General features: G+C 45.4%; 13 protein-coding genes, 1 pseudogene and 1 riboswitch. Of the genes and pseudogenes, 6 read left to right on the plus strand and 8 right to left on the minus strand.

Features of this window, described 5'->3' with window-relative positions; all coding sequences use genetic code 11:
- Positions 1-64: 64 nt before the first annotated feature.
- From U1F02_RS07020 to U1F02_RS07050, 7 genes are all read right to left on the minus strand, one after another.
- Positions 65-1,168 carry a putative urea ABC transporter substrate-binding protein gene (locus tag U1F02_RS07020; protein ID WP_409989664.1) on the minus strand — a complete coding sequence of 368 codons (1,104 nt, stop codon included), beginning with the start codon at positions 1,166-1,168 and terminating at the stop codon, positions 65-67.
- A gap of 57 nt (positions 1,169-1,225) precedes the next feature.
- Positions 1,226-4,828 carry an urea carboxylase gene (gene uca / locus U1F02_RS07025; protein ID WP_409989665.1) on the minus strand — a complete coding sequence of 1,201 codons (3,603 nt, stop codon included), beginning with the start codon at positions 4,826-4,828 and terminating at the stop codon, positions 1,226-1,228.
- A gap of 188 nt (positions 4,829-5,016) precedes the next feature.
- Positions 5,017-5,658 carry an urea amidolyase associated protein UAAP2 gene (locus tag U1F02_RS07030; RefSeq protein WP_409989666.1) on the minus strand — a complete coding sequence of 214 codons (642 nt, stop codon included), beginning with the start codon at positions 5,656-5,658 and terminating at the stop codon, positions 5,017-5,019.
- Between the two features lie 11 nt (positions 5,659-5,669).
- Complete coding sequence (locus U1F02_RS07035) at positions 5,670-6,404, minus strand: urea amidolyase associated protein UAAP1 (protein WP_409989667.1); 735 nt, start codon at positions 6,402-6,404, stop codon at positions 5,670-5,672.
- Positions 6,401-7,174, minus strand: coding sequence for an ABC transporter ATP-binding protein (locus U1F02_RS07040; RefSeq protein ID WP_409989668.1), 774 nt, complete (start codon positions 7,172-7,174; stop codon positions 6,401-6,403). The genes U1F02_RS07035 and U1F02_RS07040 overlap by 4 nt, the downstream gene beginning before the upstream one ends.
- Entirely contained in the window at positions 7,174-7,992 is an 819-nt protein-coding gene (locus tag U1F02_RS07045; RefSeq protein WP_409989669.1) for an ABC transporter permease, read from the minus strand. The genes U1F02_RS07040 and U1F02_RS07045 overlap by 1 nt, the downstream gene beginning before the upstream one ends.
- Before the next feature lie 83 nt (positions 7,993-8,075).
- Positions 8,076-9,143 (minus strand): putative urea ABC transporter substrate-binding protein, encoded by a 1,068-nt coding sequence (locus U1F02_RS07050; RefSeq protein ID WP_409989670.1) that lies wholly within the window; start codon positions 9,141-9,143, stop codon positions 8,076-8,078.
- Between the two features lie 154 nt (positions 9,144-9,297).
- A riboswitch (guanidine-I (ykkC/yxkD leader) is annotated at positions 9,298-9,415 on the minus strand.
- A 461-nt stretch (positions 9,416-9,876) separates the two neighbouring features.
- Between U1F02_RS07050 and U1F02_RS07055 the strand changes: the two genes are divergently transcribed.
- The 5 genes and pseudogenes from U1F02_RS07055 (at position 9,877) to U1F02_RS07075 (ending at position 12,689) form a co-directional block, all read left to right on the plus strand.
- Complete coding sequence (locus U1F02_RS07055) at positions 9,877-10,446, plus strand: DUF1631 family protein (protein WP_409989671.1); 570 nt, start codon at positions 9,877-9,879, stop codon at positions 10,444-10,446.
- Positions 10,447-10,979: 533 nt separating this feature from the next.
- A complete protein-coding gene (locus U1F02_RS07060) occupies positions 10,980-11,270 on the plus strand; it encodes a hypothetical protein (RefSeq protein WP_409989672.1) in 291 nt (96 codons plus the stop codon).
- A 90-nt stretch (positions 11,271-11,360) separates the two neighbouring features.
- The gene (locus tag U1F02_RS07065; protein WP_409989673.1) at positions 11,361-11,663 is read left to right on the plus strand and encodes a hypothetical protein; all 303 of its coding nucleotides are present in this window, start codon (positions 11,361-11,363) and stop codon (positions 11,661-11,663) included.
- Between the two features lie 46 nt (positions 11,664-11,709).
- Positions 11,710-12,327 (plus strand): annotated as a pseudogene (locus U1F02_RS07070) (DUF1631 family protein); the annotation flags it as partial.
- A gap of 2 nt (positions 12,328-12,329) precedes the next feature.
- The gene (locus U1F02_RS07075; protein ID WP_409989674.1) at positions 12,330-12,689 is read left to right on the plus strand and encodes a PilZ domain-containing protein; all 360 of its coding nucleotides are present in this window, start codon (positions 12,330-12,332) and stop codon (positions 12,687-12,689) included.
- Between the two features lie 23 nt (positions 12,690-12,712).
- On the opposite strand, the gene U1F02_RS07080 is transcribed toward U1F02_RS07075, so the two are convergent.
- A complete protein-coding gene (locus U1F02_RS07080; protein ID WP_409989675.1) occupies positions 12,713-13,675 on the minus strand; it encodes a hypothetical protein in 963 nt (320 codons plus the stop codon).
- Between the two features lie 129 nt (positions 13,676-13,804).
- Here U1F02_RS07080 and U1F02_RS07085 point away from each other — a divergent pair, with 129 nt between their 5' ends.
- Positions 13,805-15,358 (plus strand): tryptophan halogenase family protein, encoded by a 1,554-nt coding sequence (locus U1F02_RS07085; protein ID WP_409989676.1) that lies wholly within the window; start codon positions 13,805-13,807, stop codon positions 15,356-15,358.
- Positions 15,359-15,652 lie beyond the last annotated feature (294 nt).

Raw genomic sequence — 15,652 nt, forward strand, 5'->3', positions numbered from 1 at the left:
TTTCTAATGGGTGGTGCGCAAAGGCGAGTATTTTACTCGCCTTGCCATTGTTAAAATTTCCTTGCTACAGATTTCCATCCGCTGCCATTTTTACGAAGTGTGTATCAAATCGTAATTTAATATTTTTGCTGCTTCCCTGAACAGAACCGTCTGGCAATTGAACGCCAATATCATCTGCGTTTTTAACACCTATATCTTTCGCGAAGCTGCGCACTAATTCCATAGTTTGTGCTAACTGCGTATTAGTGGAGAAATCATAGGATTTTGCGGGGGTATAAAACATTTCAGTATCTCGTAATTGCGTGTCGTAATCCGCAAGGCTTGTTCCTGCGTTAGTTGCCATGTAGGTGCGCGCTGCTTTACCTTCGGTGTCGTTTTTAGACATGATTTGCATAGTTTCAAACCATGCGCCAACTAACGCTTTGCCTAAATCCGGGTTGGCTTTGAGCACTGCCGTATTCACGGCGAGCATATCGATAATTTCACCGGGAATTTGTTTGGAAGTGAATACTTTGTGAATGTTTGGTGCTTGGCCAATAATAAAACTGAGCTGCGGGTTCCATAGAGTGGCCGCTGTGATGCTTGGTTTCTTCATGAGCGGTACAACATCTGCATCGGACACGTTTTGGATTTTAATATCGCGTGCACTCAGAGAGTTTTTTCCTAATGCTCTCAACAAAATGTAGTGAGAAACGGAAAACTCAACGAGGTTAACGGTACGGCCTTTAATATCCTTAATATCAGTCGAGTTTTTAAGGACAACTGCATCGTTACCGTTTGAGTAGTCACCTAAAATCAACGCGGTTGTGTCCACACCCGATGCAGCGGGCATAGTCATAGCATCCATGTTGGTCATAACGCAGCCATCGTAGGTGCCGTCGCTAAATTTATTAATGGATGTTACGTAGTCGTTGATTTGCGTCACTTTAATGGTGATACCATATTTTTTTGCCCATTTATCCACAATACCTTTTTCGCCAGCGTATCCCCATGGCATCCAACCGGCGTAAATAGACCAAGCGATATTAAAGTTAGCTTTTTTATCAGCGGCGAAAGCCGGATTTGCGAGAGCAAAACACGTAGTGATTGCTACCGCAATTTTTACTATAGGTTTTATTAAATTGGGTCGCACGAATTGCTTAAGTCCTGTTAGGCAGGTATTTTTCATTCAGCTTACACTCATAAATAACTTATTAGGATTAATGATGAGGCACGGGTGCTGGAGTTAACCTTCGAGCACGACCAGTGTTTGCCCCGCTTGTACACGCATCCCTTCGGTTTTTAACACGTGGGAGACTTTGCCTGCGCAAGGCGCTGTAATATTGATTTCCATTTTCATGGATTCCAATACGAGCAACACATCGCCAGCTTTTACGTCTTGTCCCACACTAACTGAGGATTGCCACACGCTGCCAGACACGGAACTGTCCACGCGAATTGCATCCTCAGGAATTTCTACTTCGTCGGTTTCCTCCGCCGATTCTTTTTGCTCGTAATTAAATTGACTATTGGCGTGCCAGCGCGCGAGTTCCTCTTCAAACGCATGTTCACGTTGTTCGGTAAATTGCGCGATTGATGCCTGATTGTTAGCAATAAATTGCTCGTATTCCTGCAGACTAAATTGACTATCTTCAATTTTTATGGAGTAGCGACCTTGCGGGAAATCGCGACGAATTTGTTTCAGTTCGTCGGCGCTGACTTCGTAGAATCGAATTTGATCAAAGAAATTGAGCAACCAAGGTTGTTTGAATTCGGCGGTTTTGCGGTAACGATTCCACATCTGCAACGTGCGCCCGACAAACTGATAGCCACCCGGACCTTCCATGCCATAAATACACATGTAAGAGCCGCCGATCCCTACAGAGTTTTCAGCCGTCCACGTACGTGCAGGATTATATTTCGTGGTTACCAAACGATGACGTGGATCTACCGGAGTTGCTACCGGTGCACCTAAATAAACATCGCCCAATCCCATCACCAAATAAGAAGCACTAAAAACAATATCTTTTACGGCTTGGATAGAGTCCAGTCCGTTAATACGGCGAATAAATTCCAAATTACTGGGACACCATGGTGCATTGTCCCGCACGGATTGAATATATTTTTGAATTGCCGTTTGGCAGGCTTCGTCATCCCAGCTCAAGGGAATATGCACAATGCGCGAAGGAACGCTGAGCTGTGCAAGTTGTGTGATGAGTTCTTTCTCGCCGTGTTGCAAATGGGCCAGTAACGCGCTGAGTGAAATTTCATGGCTGTTGTAATGCACTTGCAAAGAGCGAATGCCTGGTGTTAATTCACGCAAACCGGCAACAGGATTTTTTTGCAGCCATTGCATGAGCGCATGTGCGCGAAAACGCAATTTAATATCAAGTTCAAGCGCACCATATTCAACTAATAAAAAATGATCGCCCGCGGCGCGGTAAATAATATCTTCTCCGTAAATTGCTTTAGCCAACTGTGCTACGAGGGGTGTAGCAGGTTTTACAGGAGACCATTTAATCTCCGTGCTTGTAAGCGCCTTTAAATTTGCGTTCTGTGTTTTTTCGATAAGCACGGCGTCATCAATGCTTACGGGAATAAACCGAATTTTATCGCCAGCACGTAATTGACCCAGCTTCCATAAGTCAGCGCTGATGACTGTTGCAGGGCAAACAAATCCACCGAGTGACGGACCATCCGGACCGAGAATAACCGGCATATCACCCGTGAAATCCACAGTGCCAAATGCATAGGCATTGTCGTGGATATTGGACGGGTGCATTCCCGCTTCGCCACCCGATGTGCGAGCCCAATTAGGCTTCGGGCCAATCAGCCTGATACCTGTGCGGCTAGAGTTGTAGTGAACTTCCCAATCTGCATTGAAGAAGGTTTCTATATCTTCTTCTGTAAAAAAATCAGGTGAACCGTGTGGGCCATAAATCACTCTTAATTGCCAATTGTTGGTGATTAGAGGTTTTAAATTTTCTACTGAAGCAGACAGATATGCTGTTGGATTGCAGTTTGCAACATCGAGTGCGAGCACATCACCAGCACGCAATGCGCGCCCATTATGGCCACCGAATTGGCCTAGGGTAAATGTTGATTTAGCGCCAAGATAATCTGGACATTGAATTCCACCTGCAACGCACAAATAAGCGCGCGCACCGCGTTCAGTGATTCGCCCCAGATGCAACTGCTGACCTGATTTAATAGTTACGACTTTATTGATGGCGATGCTTTCGCCATCCAGCTTGGCATCAATTTCCGCGCCGGTAATAACAATTTTCGTATCGCAACCAAATTTTAAAATGGGGCCTTGCAATGTGATTTCTAAACCAGCGGCGCGTTCGTTATTATTCAGTAATCGATTTCCAAGGCGGAAAGAATAATTATCGAAGGGGCCGGACGGAGGAACGCCAATATGCCAATAACCGGTACGCGCCGGGTAATCTTGAATAGTGGTTTGAGTGCCGCCTTGAATAACGTCGATGCGCGCAGGTTTAAAACGGAATTGATTTAAATAACGCGTGGTCATTTTTCCGCTTAAAAGCGTTTCGTCTTTTAGGAGCGAGCGCAAATAACCTAAATTAGTTTCAATGCCGTAAAGTTCAGTTGTGTCCAGCGCATTGGATAATTTTTGAAGCGCGTCTGTGCGGTCATCACCATGTACAATGATTTTTGCAAGCATGGGGTCGAAGTAAGCGGGTACTTCTATGCCGCTTTCAATCCAGGAGTCGATGCGTAAGTTTTTATCCGTTGCTGGAAACTCCACTTTACTGAGTAGGCCCGCGCAGGGCTGAAAATCTCTCGCAGGATCTTCAGCGTAAACACGTACTTGAATAGCATGACCTTTAGCATGCAAGGGTGAGCGGAGAGATTTCAGGTCGCCTAACTCGTTGGCGGCTTGTCGTAGCATCCACTCCACTAAATCTACGCCGTAAACTTCTTCTGTTACACCGTGCTCAACTTGCAGGCGAGTGTTTACTTCGAGGAAATAGAATTTTTCATCTTTGGAATCGTAAATAAATTCTACGGTACCTGCGTTGCGGTAATTAACGGACGCCAGCAATTTTTCGGCGGTAAGCTGCATAGCGTGGCGCTGCGCTTCTGGCAAATTTGGTGCTGGGCATTCCTCTACTACTTTTTGGTTACGTCTTTGGCTTGAGCAATCGCGTTCACCAATGGCTACCGCTGTGCCTTTGCCGTCGCCGAATACTTGCACTTCAATATGGCGGGCTGCAGCAATAAATTTTTCAAGAAAAACGCCATCGTCCGCAAAGTTATTTTTGCCCAAGCGTTTTACGCTTTCAAACGCGCCCACTAAATCGGATTCGCTGTTGCACAACTGCATACCAATTCCACCGCCGCCAGCTGTGCTCTTAAGCATTACGGGATAGCCGATTGTGTTTGCAGCCTGCTTGGCATCGTCGATATTGTTTAGCAAATCTGTACCGGGGCAGAGTGGAACCTGTGCCGCTTGCGCAAGTTCGCGCGCTTTGTGTTTTAAACCAAAGGTAATCATTTGCTCTGCGGTGGGGCCAATAAAAATCAAACCTGCTGCTTCACACTCAGCAACAAACCCTGAATTTTCGCTGAGAAAACCGTAACCCGGGTGAATCGCTTGCGCGCCGGTTTGTTGTGCAATGGCGATAATTTTTTTGCGGTCAAGATAGGTTTGTGCGGCTGCACCTTCACCGAGCGAAAAGGATTCGTCGGCTAAACGGACGTGCAAGCTATCTGCATCTGATTCTGCGTAAACTGCAACGGATTTAATATTGAGTTTTTTTAGCGTACGAATAATGCGGGTGGCAATGGCGCCGCGGTTGGCGATTAGTACTTTGGTAAACATCTTTGCTCCGGCAGGTCGTCCTGCTGGTATTCATACGACAGTGGTCGTCCACTGAAGATATTTGTAACTATTAATTTGGGAGTCGTCATCCTCGCGCAGCGGGGATCCAGCTCTTGATTTTAAAAACAATTAAATTAAGTTTTAAAGCTAACAACTGGATCCCCGCTGCGCGAGGATGACAGAGCCCATTAATTCCACACCAATACTTCGATGGGCGTTGGGTTATAACCATTGCAAGGATTGTTCAATTGCGGACAATTGGAAATCAACATAACGATATCCATTTTTGCAGTCAGCTCAACATATTTACCCGGTGCAGAAATTCCGTCTTCAAAGGTGAGACCACCTTGGCTAGTAACGGGGACATTCATAAAAAAATTGATGTTGTGGGTAATGTCGCGTTTGCTAATGCCAAATTCCGGATGTTCTGAAACTGCGAGCATCCAGCTGTCACGGCAGGCGTGCATGCAACGTTTTTCCAAACTGTAGCGAACTGTATTGCTTTCTGTTGCGCATGCGCCGCCGAGCGTGTCATGGCGACCACAAGTATCGGCAACAATTTCCAGAAGTTCGCGGTTGGCGTTGGAGATTAATTTTGTGCCCGCTGTTAGATAAAGATTCCCTTGGTGACGAATGGTATCCATTGAGCTGTATCGCTCACTTGGGTCTTTGGCGTTATAAAATAAAACGTCAGCAGCTTGGTTGCCTTCTAAGTCGACAATACGAAACGTTTGCCCTTGTTTTATTTCACCTAAAAAATAATCTCCCGCCGCAACATAATGACGAGCAGTGCAAGTATCAGCTGTTAATTTACTTTCAATGAGAGGCATGGCAGTAACCCTTATCTTGCTGCAAGGTAATAAAGAGCGTTATTTTGAAAGCCGCGTTGATTCTCTGGGCGGAAGTTTTTGCAGTAATCGTCTTCACTCACTGGCTCTGCTTCACCAAGTTCGATTTGAACAGGCTTGAATGGATAGCTTGTTGCGCGTGTAAGCGGGTGAGGGCAGGCATGTAATAGTACGAGCGTGTCCATTTCAAAACGCAGAGTGACTGAGTTACCTGCCGCTTGATTTTTGGTGTCGAGCTTTATATTGCCGTTCTCGTCAGCAACCACTTTACTAAACCAGTTGATGTTAGATGCCATATCCGCGCGACCCAAACCATATTTCGCAAGTTCAACCAAAAAGGCATCGCTACCATTTTGTAACCATGAGTTACGATCTTTTTGATAATCGCGCTTTCCAAATTGTTTTTCAATCTGTTCAGCAGTGCTGTTACCGCACACGGTGTCGTGCCAATTTCCCTCGCCGTTCGCTGAATGGTCCTCTATGATTGAGGCGAAAATTCTGCCCATATCAGAATACAAACAATTGCCGCGTTGTAATTTAAACGTGTGCTGGCATTTTAGCGTGTCTGGCGCGTTGTAGCGTTCCAATAAATTGCGTGGGTTGTAAAACAACATGCCCACATTAGCGCCACCTTCAATATCGGTTATTTTCATTAAAGTGCCGCGACGGACTTCCAACGACCAATGGCCGTTGCCTGGAATAGTTGTTGTGTAAAACATCTCACTCATAGTGCAACCTCAGCTGCTTTTATTTCTTTCGGTATTTCTGTTTCTTTACGTGTAACGGGTAAATCGTAGGTAATGTTTGCGCCGTAAGCTTCTGGTGCGTGTGGGTCTCGGCGTAATTTATCGAACACCCATAAGCGCGTTCCTAAATAAAAACCTTCGCTTAAATCGTGCGTTACCATAAACACAGTCAAGTTGTGTTCGCGCCACAACTTTAAAATCAATTGATGCATATCGGCGCGAATGCCGGGGTCGAGAGCGCCGAAGGGTTCGTCGAGTAATAAAATTCTAGGTTGGCGAATGAGTGCTTGTGCAATTGCCAAGCGCTGCTTCATACCGCCGGATAATTCGTGAGGATATTTTGCGAGTGATGCTGTTAATCCAACGGACTCCAATAAGGCTTTTGCTTCGTCGATGACTTTTTGTTTTTTTCCGCCAAACAATTTTCCAATTAAAGGCGATTGCTCAAACTCGCGCGCGAGAATAACGTTTTCCAACACGGTTAAATGTGGGAACACAGAATATTGCTGAAATACGATGCCACGCGATTGGTCAGGTTCGTTGGGAATGGGTTTTCCGTCGAGCAGCAGTTCGCCTGATGTAGGTTCTTCCATACCCAGCAGCATTTTAAGAAACGTACTTTTTCCACAGCCGGATGTACCCACCATGGTAATAAATTCGCCAGCGTTCACGTTGATATTGATGCGCTCGAGCACCGTGTTGTTGCCGTACTTTTTCCACAAATTTTTTGCGGTAATTAAAGGCGTAGCCATTAGTGTGCTCCTTGGTGATGCCAGGTAAAACATTTTTGGCTGGTTTTAAGCAGGAGCCAATCGATTATAAATGCGAGTAAGGTGATCCATACCACGTAAGGCAAAATAACATCCATAGACATGTAACGGCGAACCAGAAAAATTCGATAACCCAATCCGTCTGTTGAAGCAATTGCTTCTGCGGCAATCAAAAACAGCCAGCCAGATCCTAGTGTTAAGCGAACTGAACTGATGAGTCTGGGCAAGAGTTGTGGAATATAGACGCGAAGCAACACTTGCAGCGATGATGCTCCTAAAGTTTGCGCTTTGATAATTTGTTCTTGCGGGATTTCGAGCGTGCTGCGTTGCAAATCTCTCGCGATACAGGGCGCAACACCAATCACAATGAGTGCGACTTTAGAAAGTTCGTCCAACCCAAATACAATAAATAAAATAGGCAGTAACGCCATGGGTGGTACTAGTGAAATAACGGTTATGAGTGGCGAAACGGGCGCGCGGAAGCTAGGAATCGCGCCAGTTAATAATCCAAAGGTGAAGCCGATAATAGCTGCGATAACAATGCCGAGTGTTAAACGTTTTAAACTGGAATAGGTGTCAATCCAAAATAAATATTCGCCGGTACGTTTGCTCGGTTCTAATGCGTAAGCGTGAATGCTTTCACCCATTTGACCAAGGCTGGGTAGTAATTTGTCTGTAGCGTTTTCCGCAAGGCGTGCATCAGATGCGACTACATAAATAAAAATAATAATGGCGAAAGGTAAAATGCCTAACAACCAGCGTACAGGTTTCGAAGGTGTCAGGTTAATAAGCCGTTTCATAGCAATCCCCATTCGGGTAAACACTTTTTATTTTAGTTGGGTGAAGTGAGCGACGAATCACTCACTTCCAATCGAGCAGGAAATTACAACTTGTTGTCTGCGGCCATTTGCATGTAAGTGGTATCAAAACGCAATTTCACGTTTTTGCTATCGCCATACACGCCTTTAGGGCCTTCAACACCAACAGTGGCAGCATCTTTTGCTTTCTCACCGAGCAGGCCGTGTGCGAAAGAGAATTCAGCTACTTTTTTCATGGTGCTTAAGAGTGCATCGCTTTTTGCAAATTCCACTGCAGAAGCTGGGGTGTAAAATATTTTGGTAGTTTTGAGTTGTGAGTCGAAACCGGCGAGATCAGTGCTGGATGCTTTCGCCATTGAAGTACGAGCTGCAATGCCTTTGGCATCTTGCGCGCTCATGGTGCTCATAATTTCGTACCACGCGCCCACCAAGGCTTTGCCAAGGGCAGGGTTTGCTTTCAGTGTTGCGGTGTTCACCACAAACAAATCCATAATTTCACCGGGAATTTGCGATGAATCGAACACTTTACTGGTGTGTGGTTGCGCCATGATTTCACCCACCAACGGGTTCCAAGTGGTCACAGCGGTTACGCCTTTGGTGCCATAAACGGCAACCATGTCGGCGTCTGAGGTGTTAACCACTTTTACATCAGATTCTTTCAGTTTCACGCTTTCCAGCGCGCGTGCTAATAAATAGTGAGATACGCTCAACTCCACCAAGTTTACGTTTTGGCCTTTAATATCTTTTAAGGTTTTGTTGTCGCCTTTTAAGATGACGGCGTCGTTGCCGTTAGAGAAATCGCCCACGATCAACGCAGTGCTATCAACGCCACCGGCAGCGGGAATGGTCAGGGCATCCATATTAGTCATGGCGCAGGCATCAAATTGACCGGCGGTGTATTGGTTAATGGATTCAACGTAGTCATTGATTTGGGTGACTTTAATATCAATCCCGTATTTCTTTGCCCATTTGTCGATGATTTTTTGCTCGGCAGCGTAGCCCCACGGCATCCAACCAACATAGATGGACCAACAGACGTTAAAAGGTTTTGCCGATGCAATAGCCGAGGAAAAGAGTAGGGCAGAAGCTAAAAAGGTTTTGCCAACAAGGCGTTTGGTGGTGGTAGATAGCATGTAAACCTCCAGCGGTTTTTAAGATTACGGGCCGTATGGTCTCAGGGGGCTGAGAGTTGTTATAAAAGCTGAGAGCACTCTGGCGGTTAAAATCTGTACAAATCATGGATGTGCACAACCATCGCGATGCTTTGCTAACAGGCTTTAGGCCATGATCTCCCGGGCTTTTATCCCGCCGTGTAACCTCAAGGCTTGCGCCGCTGGGGTCGAAAGCTCTCGGACCAGGCATTGCTTCTTTCACAGAAGCAACCGGAACCCTAGCTTTCTATTTCAATCGTCGAATATCCAAACCACTCAGAGTGCGGATCAGGTATATCTCGTTACGGTATGGATTTAGCAATATGGATACCAACTTGCATTCAAGCTGGTTAAACCCAAGCGTTATCTAAGAAACTCATTTCTTTGTTGCCTTTTGGTGCGTTTTTTGGGTGCAAGAATGATGTTTGGTGTCCTTATTTGGTGCTACAGCCTGTTTATTAACCGGATGTAATCTTGTGTGATGGCGACTGACGCAAAATTCCGGTATAAGCCTTTGTTGAATTTGGTGACACAGTACTCATTCTGTAGCCAATGCCCGAGAAACTGCTAGAATTGTTAGATGTGAATTTTGGTGCTTTAAAGGGCTCGGATTGGCCTGTCGGTAGACAAAGCTTTTGGTTAATACAAAAGGACTTACACTTTTATTAGGACGGTTGGGACTATGAAGGTTATGGATATAAATGCAGGAAAATCTATGCAAAATTTAGGGTCTTTTGGCGCAGATGCCAATAAGCGTTCGGGTTCTACGCTTGCTCCCATGTCTGAGCAGATAGTGATCCAACATCTGAAACATTGCCGCGACCTAACGCGTGGTTTTGCCTATCGAGTATTTCCTAATTTTTGGCGTCATTGGTGTAAAGAGATTTTGGAGCATGCTGAGCAAGCCAAATCCAATAAAGAGCAGCTCGCATTATTTGAAGTTCAAAACCTGATTTCAGCTGTGCAGCAACCTGCGGAACAGGAGTTTTGCCAGCATTTGGGTAACGGTTTCGTCAAATTTAAGAACAAAACCCTGAATACTTTAACCGGTGAAGAGCGTTTCACAGGCGATATGTTATCGCTTGTTGAGCATTCGATTCGGAAGAAACGATTGCCATCAATTCTCCATTACGCACCGTGCGGAAGGCTTTTGGCGTGCAGGCGCAATGAGGGCGCTCCAGCAGCGTCAGCTTTGCTGAACGATGGTGAGAAGCTGGATGAACGGCAGCAACCCCGCCAGCCCAGTACAATTTATGAAGTTTGCGTAAGGTGCTTTCCAGTTTGATATGAAGCGCAAAACCAAGATCATTGGTTACAAAATATTCGATCAGGAAGTTATTGGCCAGCTCGAAGGCCTTTACGACGAGATTAATGATTATTGAATCTGTCGAATCTATTGCCCAACTTACGTTTTGTGCCTTGGGTCAATGCTCTTCATCTGGACGTCTAGTATTTCTTGAGGATCAAGTTGCAGATGACCCGCTGGATATAAATCCTTTTGGGCGAGTTACCTGAGCAGTCTGCAGCAGACGCCATGCATCGCCGTGCGAGCGATCGTTTGCTAAGTGGCATAAATCCACCGACGTTTCAGGCATTAAAGCAGTTTCTTGCTCACCGCGTTTGCTTAAATGGTTTGCAGGCGCACATTACAAACCAAGGCCATAGGATAATCGATAGTGCAGGATGCACTCCGTAGTGCCGTAAATTTTTCACCGCGTCTCGTAGGGCAGCAGCTTCATATAACAGCGGCCGACTCAGCTTATAACCAACAGCCACAACAAATTGCACGCAGAATTTGCGTGTTTATAGCAGCGATCAATGAAGCTGGTGTGCTGGATGGCATGCAAAGCACAACTCTGGCAGCAACTCAGCAAGTGTTCAGAAAATGCCGGTACCGGTATCCCGGACACTCGCACCGCAAGCGGTGCAGCAAGTCAGCTAAATGATGATGCGGCAGATCGCCAGCGAAAACGAAAATGGCGCGGTGGAAGCCATGGATATGCAAACCATTTGATTTGGTGGGGCATGCTATTTGAGTACATGTTATCTGACGAACATCTGCCTGATTCTGTCAAAGCGTTGCTCAGCTATTTGCATACACCCTTTTAAAATTGCGTTTATTGATAAAGATTTTTTGAGCAGCCAGAGCATCCCGCACGCGTACTTTTGAATAGCTTGGCGGAAGCAGGTGTTCGCTAAGTGAGCAATGACGGAACAGATCAGTTTGAAATTTTAATAAGATCAAGATTACTGTTTTCCGTCGCGTTGGAAGATTTCAAAACGACGTACGTCTGTTCGCCGAACTCTTTAATTGAATTTAATGCTTATACCCACAACGTAGCGCGCCGCCAGGAATTGATGGAGCGCCGTGCGCTGGAAAAGCGCAGGGGCGAAGAAAAATTACGTGAAGCAAAGTGCAGGTTAACAATGAAACGGCAGGCCGCACCGATGGTTTCATATGCCTTCGGCAATTTTGCTTTTGTTATTGCAGCCTTGGTCTGATTACTGATTCGTATTGCTTCGCTTATGGTGAAACTCCGATTCATGGCATCGCGCAATTGCCGTTGTCGATGATCTGCTGTGGAGCCTTGAGCCTAAAACTTTGCAGGCCGAAAAGGTTAAGCAAATGGAAAAGCAAGACTCATTAATCGCAACGCTTGAGCATGGTTTTGAAACCATCGGTTATGAACAAGCGAAAGGTCGTAAGTTAATTGACGCAGTTGTCGCTTTGCAACGCCTCGCCTTACAGAGCAAAAAAGCGGAGTCTGCTCCGGCACCCATGCGTACCAAGCTTGAAAATATGGCGGCAGAAAAGGCGGGTCAAACCACCGATATTTTGCAACCACAAACCGCTGATGAAACAAAAATTGTCGATAGCTTAAAGATGATTGAGTTTGGCACATGGTTTGAATTTGAAGATGGCAAACGTTTAAAAGTAGCTTGGTTCAACCAAAAAACTAACCACTATATGCTGGTTGACCAACAAGGCAGAAAAGTGTCTTTAATTGCGGGATTGCAGTTGGCGCGCGAGATGATCGCAGGTAAAGCGAGAGTAATTGCGGGCAGCACCAAGCCTTTCTTTGAACGTGCATTGGAAAATATCTACCAGGCTCTCAACGAGCGCGCGGGTAATTTAACGGCGGAAGCTAGCAACGCGAGTAACTAACTATGAGCGATTTATCTCCTCAAAATTGTGATCGTTCGCTCCATCGTCATTTGATTAGCGGGGACGTGGATGTTTATGACAGCCTTCGAGACATATATTTGGGGCGCTTGGTAAATATTCACACACAAGGCCTAATGTTGGTGGGGGACGTTCCTTTGGAAGAGGATCGGTTGTACGAATTGGATATGCATATTCCTGACGAGCAAAACAATAAAAAAGTTTTACGCGTGGGAGTGGATTGCCTGTGGACTCGTGCCGCTGATCAAAACGGTAAACACTGGACGGGTTTCAGTATTATCGACTTAACCCCGCACGCCATGGAGGAAATTCATAAATTAATTCAGCGTTGGGGGCATGCCTAAGCCTAGCGTAGTTGTTCCAATTGTTAGTTAATTGCTGCAATCCAATTTTCAACTTCGTCGTTATGCCAGCGCTCTATGAGCGCTGTGCCCTCATCAACATTGTTTAAGTACATATCAATTATATCGGTCGCTAGTTCGAACAACTTGTTGCTGTCAGCCGTAACATGCCCTTCGTGTAAAACATCTTGCTCAATCATATCGAGCAAATATGTGAGCTTTATTTCGTAGCTTTTGAGTTGGCTCAGTAAAGGGCTGTCTTTTTCCAAAATACCTTCCATACGTTTTGCTTGATTGCGGAGCTTTTCATTGTTAACGCGCGTGCATTGAATGGCGTAACGTAATTTGCTCGCATAATCGGCATCACAAAAGCCCAAAGCGGCGGTGTAGGTTGCCAGAGCGCGGATACGACCTATTTGTTCCGCCACTGAAGGCATAAGGCGTGTAGCAAAATGTAGAACTTCTAACTGTTTAAAGCGATTTGGATAAACGGTGGATGAAGCATAAATTTTCGTCGGCTCCGCGCTAGCCAGCACAGCGGCAATAGGTTGTTCCATTTGCTTGGCAAGTGCAGCGATCATGGCGAGCAATTGTTCGATGAGATGGCAATGTAACTCGTAATTATCGATAACGGAGTCTTCTTGCCAGTCGTGACTTATGGTGAGCCACGCGCTGTGGAGGTTTTCCAAATCGCGCGATGGCAATAAGTTAGGTGCTCTTCCTGTAAAGGTGCTGAAAAGTTCTAGTCTTCCGGCAATTTGATGTTGAAGGCGCGTGAAGTCTTCACGGAAAAGAGCGTTACCGCCCAACAAGCCCATGCTCATACCTCGGTGGCGTTGCACGGCCTTAACCATATGGTTGAGCTGCTTTATCAGGTTCAAAGCATCTAAACGCTGATGAAAAAGTTCGGTAAACCGACGAACCTTCTCGTTGGCTGCTGGTGCAAGCGACGAGTCTGAATGTTTCATGTTGGTGCTGGTGCTCTTCATTTTATGTCCTAAATGAGGTCGTGTCCGCGCAAACTGGCTGGATTTAAGCGCCTAAAGTATCTGAAAAGAATTAGAGCAACAGCTATGCCAGCAAGCAAAAGTGCAACCTAGGGTTTTGACGTAACACAGGTGTTTAGGTATAAAGGCGACATCATCGAATATAAAATATATTTTAAATATAAAATAAGGTTGATTATGGGGCGCCCAATTCAAAAGATTGTGATTGTTGGAGGTGGGACTGCTGGCTGGATGACGGCAGCATATCTAGCTAGTTGGTTGGAGTCCTCAAATATTTCCGTCGAGCTTGTGGAATCAGATCAAATCGGAACTATAGGCGTTGGCGAGGCCACCATTCCAGGTATCCATAGATTCATAAGAGCGCTAAAAATCAGTGAGAAAGAATTTCTGAATGCAACCAACGGGACCTTTAAGCTTGGAATTGAGTTTGACGGGTGGCGCGAAGAATCTATGGGGTTTTTCCACCCTTTCGCGGATTACGGTGTAGCGCTGGAAGATAGAAGCTTTTATAAAACCTGGCTGTCCGCAAGAACCCATGGATTAGATTTAAGTTTGGAAAAGTTCTGTTTGTGCACACAGCTTGCGAGAGCAGGGAAGTTTGCGCTCCCCAATTTTGAAGAGGAGTCTCGGCTGGCTTGGTATAACTATGCGTTCCACTTTGATGCATCCTTGTTCGCAAAATATTTACGCAGTTTTGCAGAGGCTAGAAGGGTAAAGCGAACGGAAGGAAAGCTTGTGGATGTTTTGTTGGATCAAAGCTCAGGATTTATTAAAGAGTTGCGGCTTGAGGATGGGCGTTTTATTCGCGGTGATTTGTTTGTGGATTGCACTGGTATTTCGTCACTCTTAATCGGAAAAACACTCAATGTTAAGTTTGATGATTGGAGCTGCTGGTTGCCCTGTGATAGTGCTCTCGCTGTTCAGACAAAGGAGTGGTCGGCGCCGGATCCATTTACAAGGTCAACAGCTAGAACTTCCGGTTGGCAGTGGCACATACCTTTGCAGAACAGAGTCGGGAATGGATATGTTTATTGCAGTCGATTTATATCTGATGAGTCCGCCAAAGAGGAGCTGCTAGCGAATCTTCAAGGGGAATGCCTGACGCAGCCTAAGCTAATTAAGTTTAATACGGGCATGAGACAGGATTTTTGGAGTAAGAATTGTGTGGCTATTGGTTTATCAAGTGGCTTTTTAGAGCCCTTGGAGTCCACCAGCATTTCATTAATTCAAACGGGTATCGAAAAGCTATCAGCATTTTTAATCAATTTTGAAATAGATGAAAAGAATGTTGCAGAAGCCAATCGTTTGAATAAGCTCGAATACGAAAGAATAAGGGACTTTATTATTTTGCATTACAAATTGAATGGCAGAAAAGGCTCTTTTTGGGATTATGTTAGAGCTATGAGCATACCTTCCACGCTCGAAGTTAAAATTGAGGGGTTCAAAGCAAACGGTGACATTAGGCTAAGAGAGCAGGAGTCATTCAAGACAGAAAGTTGGGTAAGTATGTTCTGTGGTTTCGGGGTTGAACCCGCAGAGATTGAACCTAGCGCTGATTGGCCTAGAGTCGAGCGGCTTATGAGAAATATGGCCAGCGCAATTCAAAAAGGCATAGTTCATGCCCCTTCACACTCGGATTTCCTTAAAACCGTAAATCTGGATTGAGTATCTACAGGCATCTTTTGTCCTAAAGGGTGCCTAATTGTTTAGCGAATAAGCTCCTTCCCTATCAGTGGCAGCAGTCTTTGTTTCCGCAACACCTCAAACTGCGCACTTACCAAAATCATATTTTTAGCTCCTCGTGTCTTTAGATTCAGGCGTTCGAATCTCTATTTCTCAGTTCATCCCCTCTTTACTCTCCTCGCGTAACAGGAGTTGCTGGCGCCTTCCATTTGATTTCATAAGTAAAATTAATTTTGCAAAAAATAATTATAAGTGACAAATATTGCATATATGAAA

Origin of the sequence: Cellvibrio sp. (genome assembly GCF_046347455.1) — a bacterium.
Taxonomy (GTDB): domain Bacteria; phylum Pseudomonadota; class Gammaproteobacteria; order Pseudomonadales; family Cellvibrionaceae; genus Cellvibrio.

Bases quoted from the DNA above. Each gene is read 5' to 3' on its own strand.
- U1F02_RS07050 (WP_409989670.1), bottom strand. From the start codon at position 9,143: ATGCTATCTACCACCACCAAACGCCTTGTTGGCAAAACCTTTTTAGCT.
- U1F02_RS07080 (WP_409989675.1), bottom strand. From the start codon at position 13,675: ATGAAGAGCACCAGCACCAACATGAAACATTCAGACTCGTCGCTTGCA.
- U1F02_RS07040 (WP_409989668.1), bottom strand. From the start codon at position 7,174: ATGGCTACGCCTTTAATTACCGCAAAAAATTTGTGGAAAAAGTACGGC.
- U1F02_RS07035 (WP_409989667.1), bottom strand. From the start codon at position 6,404: ATGAGTGAGATGTTTTACACAACAACTATTCCAGGCAACGGCCATTGG.
- U1F02_RS07030 (WP_409989666.1), bottom strand. From the start codon at position 5,658: ATGCCTCTCATTGAAAGTAAATTAACAGCTGATACTTGCACTGCTCGT.
- U1F02_RS07020 (WP_409989664.1), bottom strand. From the start codon at position 1,168: ATGAAAAATACCTGCCTAACAGGACTTAAGCAATTCGTGCGACCCAAT.
- U1F02_RS07060 (WP_409989672.1), top strand. From the start codon at position 10,980: ATGAAGCTGGTGTGCTGGATGGCATGCAAAGCACAACTCTGGCAGCAA.
- U1F02_RS07055 (WP_409989671.1), top strand. From the start codon at position 9,877: ATGCAAAATTTAGGGTCTTTTGGCGCAGATGCCAATAAGCGTTCGGGT.
- U1F02_RS07045 (WP_409989669.1), bottom strand. From the start codon at position 7,992: ATGAAACGGCTTATTAACCTGACACCTTCGAAACCTGTACGCTGGTTG.
- uca (WP_409989665.1), bottom strand. From the start codon at position 4,828: ATGTTTACCAAAGTACTAATCGCCAACCGCGGCGCCATTGCCACCCGC.
- U1F02_RS07075 (WP_409989674.1), top strand. From the start codon at position 12,330: ATGAGCGATTTATCTCCTCAAAATTGTGATCGTTCGCTCCATCGTCAT.